The sequence below is a fragment of the Streptomyces sp. HSW2009 genome, from assembly GCF_040240285.1.
Taxonomy (GTDB): Bacteria; Actinomycetota; Actinomycetes; order Streptomycetales; family Streptomycetaceae; genus Streptomyces.
The window spans coordinates 1-6,651 of sequence record NZ_JBEHZD010000458.1 but is presented as its reverse complement, the minus strand read 5'-3'; the positions used below and the strand labels follow the sequence as shown (position 1 = coordinate 6,651).

Sequence of the window (6,651 nt, the reverse complement as noted above, 5' to 3'; positions counted from 1 at the left end):
GGACCCGGCCCCGTACGCAGGGGCGGGCGCGGGGCCCGCCGGCCCGGCCACCTCGCGCGCCCCGCGCCGCACGGCCAAAGGCACCAGCAGCAGCCTCAACCCCAGCTTCACCAGCAGCCCCAGCCCCACCAGCGGCCCAGGCCCCAGCCGCGCCCCGTACCCCCGCGGGCACGCCGCGCCCCGGGCGCGTCGCCCCGCACGCCGCCGGCCGCAACCGCGGGCCCGGTGACCCCCTCTCCGCGCGGCAGCCGCCGTCGCCCCGATGGAAGCGAACGGAGCAGCACAGTGAACGGAGCAGCACAGTGAGCGTCACGGCAGCACAGGGATTCACCGCGGCGGGCATCGCCGCCGGGCTCAAGGAGAACGGCAAGCCCGATCTGGCCCTCGTGGTCAACCAGGGACCCCGCCTGGCCGCGGCCGGCGTCTTCACCAGCAACCGCGTCAAGGCGGCACCCGTGCTCTGGTCCGAGCAGGTCATCGCCGGGCGAACCGTTTCCGCCGTCGTCCTCAACTCCGGCGGTGCCAACGCCTGCACCGGGCCGCTCGGGTTCCAGGACACCCACGCCACCGCCGAGAAGGTCGCCGCGGTGCTCGGCCACAGCGCCGGCGAGGTCGCCGTCGCCTCCACCGGGCTGATCGGCGTGCGGCTGCCCATGGACAAGCTGCTCCCCGGCGTGGAGCAGGCCGCAGCCGCGCTCACCGCGGACGGCGGCGAGCAGGCCGCCGTCGCCATCAAGACCACCGACACGGTGCACAAGACCGCCGTCGTCCGCAGCACCGACACCGCGCACGTCGAACCCGCGGGCACCCCGGCCCCCGCCACCGGCCAGGGCACCTGGACCGTCGGCGGCATGGCCAAGGGCGCCGGCATGCTCGCCCCCGGCCTGGCCACCATGCTCGTCGTGCTCACCACCGACGCCGACGTGGACGCCGACGTGCTGGACACGGCGCTGCGCGCCGCCACCCGCACCACCTTCGACCGCGTCGACTCCGACGGCGCCATGTCCACCAACGACACGGTGCTGCTGCTCGCCTCCGGCGCCTCGGGCACCGCCCCCGCCCCGGCCGCGTTCGCCGAGGCCGTCCGCACCGTCTGCGCCGACCTCGCCCAGCAACTGGTCCGCGACGCCGAAGGCGCCTCCAAGGACATCCGCATCGAGGTCGTCGGCGCGGCCAGCGAGGAGGACGCCGTCACCGTCGGCCGCTCCATCGCCCGCAACAACCTCCTCAAGTGCGCCATCCACGGCGAGGACCCCAACTGGGGCCGGGTGCTCGCCGCCATCGGCACCACGTCAGCGGCCTTCGAGCCCGACCGGCTGAACGTGGCCATCAACGGCGTCTGGGTCTGCAAGGCCGGCTCCATCGGCGACGACCGCGACTTGGTCGACATGCGCTACCGCGAGGTGACCATCACCGCAGACCTGGCCACCGGCACCGAATCCGCGGTCCTGTGGACCAACGACCTGACCGCCGACTACGTCCACGAGAACAGCGCGTACTCCTCATGAGCAATACGACCCCCACCTCCCAGCCGGTGCAGCCCACCCCCGGCCAGCCGGCCCAGCCCGCCGCCGAGCCGCACCCCGACCTGCCGACGCAGCCGGCAGCCGCAGCCGCCGCCGGCACGCCGACCCGCAGGCACACCGCACTGCCCAAGGCCCGCACGCTGATCGAGGCGCTGCCCTGGCTGACCCGGCACCACGGCAAGTGCGTCGTCATCAAGTTCGGCGGCAACGCCATGGTCGACCAGGACCTGAAGGCCGCCTTCGCGCAGGACGTCGTCTTCCTGCGGCACGCCGGGCTGCGCCCCGTCGTCGTGCACGGCGGCGGCCCGCAGATCAGCGCCCAACTCGACCGGCTCGGCCTGGAGTCGGAGTTCAAGGCGGGGCTGCGGGTCACCACGCCCGAGGCGATGGACGTCGTCCGCATGGTCCTCGCCGGGCAGGTGCAGCGCGACCTGGTCGGGCTGCTCAACCAGCACGGGCCGTTCGCCGTCGGCATGACCGGCGAGGACGCGCACACCATGACCGCGACCAAGCGGTACGCCACGATCGACGGCGAACAGGTCGACCTCGGCCGGGTCGGCGACATCACCCGGATAGACGTGGGCGCCATCAGGGCCCTGCTCGACGACGGCCGCATCCCGGTCATCTCCTCCATCGCCCGCAGCGGCGACCCGGCCGACGGCCCCGCCGGCGGCGTCTTCAACGTCAACGCCGACACCGCAGCCGCCGCGCTCGCCGCGGCGCTCGGCGCCGAGACGCTGATGGTGCTCACCGACGTCGAGGGCCTGTACGCGGACTGGCCCAACAGCGACGAGGTGATCAGCCAACTCACCGCCTCCGAACTGGAACGGCTCCTCCCGGAGCTGGCCAGCGGCATGGTGCCCAAGATGGAGGGCTGTCTGCACGCGGTGCGCGGCGGCGTCACCACCGCCCGGGTCATCGACGGCCGGGTACCGCACTCCATCCTGCTGGAAATCTTCACCGACGAGGGAATCGGCACCATGGTCGTGCCGGACGAGGAGCAGAAATGAGCAACTCCGTCCTGACCAAGCGCTGGCAAGGTGCGCTGATGGACAACTACGGCACCCCCGCCGTCGCCCTCACCCGCGGCAGCGGCTCCCGCCTGTGGGACGCCGACGGCAAGGAGTACCTGGACTTCGTCGGCGGCATCGCGGTCAACGCCCTCGGCCACGCCCACCCGGCCGTCGTACGCGCCGTCACCGACCAGGTCGCCACCCTCGGCCACGTCTCCAACCTCTTCGTCGCCGAACCGCCCGTCGCCCTCGCCGAGCGGCTGCTCCGGCTCTTCGCCTTCGAGCAGCCGGGCCGGGTCTACTTCAGCAACTCGGGCACCGAGGCCGTCGAAGCCGCCTTCAAGATCGGCCGGCGCACCGGCCGCAGCCACCTGGTCGCCACCACCGGCGGCTTCCACGGCCGCACCATGGGCGCCCTCGCCCTCACCGGCCAGCCCGCCAAGCAGCAGCCCTTCCTGCCGCTGCCCGGCGACGTCAGCCACGTGCCGTACGGGGACGCCGACGCGCTGCGCGCCGCCGTCACCACCGACACCGCGCTGGTGATCATCGAGCCCGTCCAGGGCGAGAACGGCGTGGTCGTGCCGCCGGCCGGATACCTGGCCGCAGCCCGCGAGATCACCCGGGCCACCGGCACCCTGCTGGTCGTGGACGAGATCCAGACCGGCATCGGCCGCACCGGCCACTGGCTCGCCTGCGCGGCCCAGGGCGTCCAGCCCGACGTCATCACCCTCGCCAAGGGCCTCGGCGGCGGCCTGCCCATCGGCGCCACCCTCGCCTTCGGCGCCGCGGCCGACCTGCTCACCCCCGGCCAGCACGGCTCCACCTTCGGCGGCAACCCGATCAGTTGCGCCGCCGCCCTCGCCGTACTGGAGACCATCGAGGCCGATGGGCTGCTCGCCCACGTGCAGCAGACGGGGCAGCGGCTGCGGGCGGGAATCGAGGCGCTGGAGCACCCGGCCGTCGCCCAGGTCCGTGGCGCGGGCCTGCTGCTGGGTATCGTGCTGCACGAGCCGCTCGCGCAGCGGGTGCAGCAGGCGGCTCAGGACGCCGGGTTCCTGGTGAACGCCGTCGCACCGGATGTGATCCGGCTCGCGCCGCCGCTCATCGTGACGGCCGATGAGGTCGACGCTCTCCTCCGGGCGCTGCCCGCCGTCCTGGACGGGGTACCCGCGCCCTGACGGACCACCACGTCCGGCGGGGAACGACGAGCCGGAGACTGACAGACGATGACCGAGGCGCAGGACAACGAGGCGACCGGCCCCGAGCAGCCGCCCGCCGGGCCTGCCGTGCCGCAGACCCGCACCGCCCGCCACCGCAGGATCGTGGACATCCTGAGCCGGCACCCGGTCCGCTCGCAGAGTCAGCTCGCCAAGCTGCTCGCCGATGACGGGCTCACCGTCACCCAGGCCACGCTCTCGCGCGACCTGGACGAGCTGGGCGCCGTGAAGATCCGCAACACCGGTGGTGAGCTGATCTACGCGGTGCCCAGCGAGGGCGGCGACCGTACGCCACGGGCCCCGCTCGGCGAGTCGGCGAGCGAGGGCCGGATGGCCCGGCTCGCGGGCGAACTGCTCATCTCGGCGGAGGCGTCGGCCAACCTCGTCGTGCTGCGCACCCCGCCGGGCGCGGCCCAGTTCTTCGCCTCGGCCATCGACACGGCCGAGGTGCACGACATCATCGGCACCATCGCCGGCGACGACACGCTGCTGTTGATCAGCCGCGATCCCCAGGGCGGGCAGGCGCTCGCCGACCACCTGATGCGGCTGGCCCAGCGCGCCCGCTGACCCCGGCCGGCCACCGCCGCCCGATCCGCACGCCGGCCACCACGCCAGCCGCCCGTTCACCACCGGACACCGGTCGAACGGGTGGCTGGCGCCGTCGTGTTCGGCGCGCCGAGGCATCCTCGACAGCCATGACGCACCGCGATAGCGTGAGCGCGCTCCGGAATCGGATCACTGCCCTGACCAGCCCCGATACCGGCATCAGGCACGGCATCTCCTGCTCGCGTACCCCCGCACCCCGCCCGTCGGTTTCGCTATCCCCGCACGTCCCGCGCCCGGGCCGCAGCCGTGTTCACCGCGGGCCCGCACCGGAGCCCGGGGCCGCTCCCCGCACGACCGACCCCGCGCCGCTCCGTACCACTCCCGTCCCGTGCGTACGCGAGCACGCCGGCCGCTGCGCCACCGATCCGCACTCCCTCCGCCCGCCCCCCTTCGTACCGGGAGAGACATGACTTCCCCCCAACCAGACCGGGCCGCACTGACCAGGGACCACATGGAGAGGGCCGTCCGTCAGTACTTCGAGGCGTGCAACACGCTGGACCGCGAACTCTTCGCCCGCTGCCTGTCCGACGACGTGGTGCACTATCTGGCCAACGGCATGCCGGGGCCCATCCACGGCATCGACGACGTGGCCGAACGCTGGGGCGTGGACGTACGGGCCAACGGCACGTCCTGGACGGTGGACGGCGTCTACGCGGACGAGCAGACCGGCACCGCAGTCTGCGAGTGGACCAGCTTCAAACCCCGGCTCGACCGCGTACTGCGCGGCGTGGAGGTCTACCGCTTCGACGAGGCGGGCCTGATCGACGAGGTCCGCATCTACTACGCGTCCCGCCGCGACGACTCGGTCAGCACCAACGAACTGGCGGGATACCCGTACGCGGAGCGGGGATTCGCCACGTGAGGGGCGGCCCGCGGCGGCCGGGCGCCGGGAGCGGGAGCGCATCCCGGTGAGCGGCCCCGCTCCGTCTCCTGAACCGGGACCGGAGCGCGGCCCGGTGCACGGCCCGGCGCGACCGCCCCACCGCGCGCCGGGCACCGACCGCACACCGGCTGTCGACCACACATCGGCCGCCGACCGCACGCCGGTCCCGGCCGCCCCGCCGGCCGCCGGTCCCGCCGCGCGCTCCGGCCCGGCTGCCGCACAGGGCTCCGCACCGGGCCCGACCCCCGGACACCCGCCGGCGTCCGGTCGGCGGGCCGCCTACCTGGCCGGGGGCCGGGCGGCGCTGCCCTTCACGGTGGCGCTCTTCGCCTTCGGCGTCTCGTTCGGGGTGCTGGCCAAGGGGGCGGGGTTCTCCGCGCTGGCCGCCGGCGGCATGTCGGGGCTGGTCTTCGTCGGCTCCGCGCAGTTCGCCGCCGTCTCGGTGCTCGCCGGTGGTGGCGGCTGGGTGGCAGCCGCCGTCGCCGGCACCCTGCTCAACCTGCGCTATCTGGTCATGGGGTTCGCCATCCTGCCCGCGCTGCGCGGCGGTCGGGCCCGGCGGGCGGTGGAGGCACAGTTGGTGATCGAGGAGTCCTGGGCCATCGCCGCCGACGCCGACGGCCGCTTCGACCGGGTGCGGCTGCTCGCCTCCGGCGCCGTGCTCTGGCTCGGCTGGGTGGCCGGGACGCTGGCCGGCGCGCTCGGCCCGGTCACGGCCGTGGACATCCACCGGTTCGGCCTCGACGCGGTCTCGCCGGTCCTCTTCTTCCTCCTCCTCGCCCCGCACCTGGGCACCGCACCCCGGCGCGGCGCCGCGCTGGTCGCGGCCGGCGGCGCACTGCTGCTCACCGGCGTCGGGCTGCCCGATACGGCCATCGCCGTCGCCTGCCTGGTCGCCGTGGCGTCCACCTGGAGGGCCCGATGACCGACCCGACCTGGCTCGCCCTCGGCGCCCTGGTGCTCACCACCTTCCTGCTCAAGGGCGCCGGCTCGCTGGTGATGGGGGGGCCGTGCGCTGCCCGCCTGGTTCCCGCGCTTCGTGGAGTACCTGACGCCGGCCCTGCTCGCGGTGCTCGTGGTGACCCAACTGCTCGGCGCACCCGCGGGCGGCGGGCTCACCCTGGACGCCCGGCTGACCGGCTTCGCCGCGGCGCTGGTCGCCTGGCGGCTCAAGGCGCCGGTTCCGCTGGTCATCCTGGTCGCGGTGGTCGTCACGGCCACCGCCCGGGCCCTGCCCAGAACCGCCCGCACGCCCCCGCCTCCCCCCGCCGGCGCCCCCCCGCCCCCCCCCCGCCCCACCCCACCCCCCCCCCCCCCCGCGCCCCCCGTCGCCCCCCCCCGCCCCCCCGCCCCAGGGCCGCTGGGAAGCCTCCAGCAAGTCCCACCAGGAGGCCGCCACCGAGATC

General features: G+C 74.7%; 6 protein-coding genes and 1 pseudogene. All 7 read left to right on the top strand.

What is annotated here, in order from left to right; genetic code table 11:
* Positions 1 to 302 precede the first annotated feature (302 nt).
* Positions 303 to 1,508: a bifunctional glutamate N-acetyltransferase/amino-acid acetyltransferase ArgJ gene (gene argJ, locus AAHZ94_RS26125; RefSeq protein ID WP_349995734.1), complete on the top strand. Its 1,206-nt coding sequence runs from the start codon at positions 303 to 305 to the stop codon at positions 1,506 to 1,508.
* Positions 1,505 to 2,536, top strand: coding sequence for an acetylglutamate kinase (gene argB / locus AAHZ94_RS26120; protein WP_349995733.1), 1,032 nt, complete (start codon positions 1,505 to 1,507; stop codon positions 2,534 to 2,536). Before argJ ends, argB begins: the two co-directional genes overlap by 4 nt.
* A complete protein-coding gene (locus AAHZ94_RS26115) occupies positions 2,533 to 3,717 on the top strand; it encodes an acetylornithine transaminase (protein ID WP_349995732.1) in 1,185 nt (394 codons plus the stop codon). The genes argB and AAHZ94_RS26115 overlap by 4 nt, the downstream gene beginning before the upstream one ends.
* Before the next feature lie 48 nt (positions 3,718 to 3,765).
* Positions 3,766 to 4,323, top strand: coding sequence for an arginine repressor (locus AAHZ94_RS26110; RefSeq protein ID WP_349995730.1), 558 nt, complete (start codon positions 3,766 to 3,768; stop codon positions 4,321 to 4,323).
* A 445-nt stretch (positions 4,324 to 4,768) separates the two neighbouring features.
* The gene (locus AAHZ94_RS26105) at positions 4,769 to 5,224 is read left to right on the top strand and encodes a nuclear transport factor 2 family protein (protein WP_349995728.1); all 456 of its coding nucleotides are present in this window, start codon (positions 4,769 to 4,771) and stop codon (positions 5,222 to 5,224) included.
* Between the two features lie 46 nt (positions 5,225 to 5,270).
* Positions 5,271 to 6,170, top strand: a complete 900-nt coding sequence (locus tag AAHZ94_RS26100; RefSeq protein WP_349995727.1) for an AzlC family ABC transporter permease — start codon at positions 5,271 to 5,273, stop codon at positions 6,168 to 6,170.
* Positions 6,171 to 6,284: 114 nt separating this feature from the next.
* Positions 6,285 to 6,651, top strand: a pseudogene (locus AAHZ94_RS26095) (hypothetical protein); the annotation flags it as partial.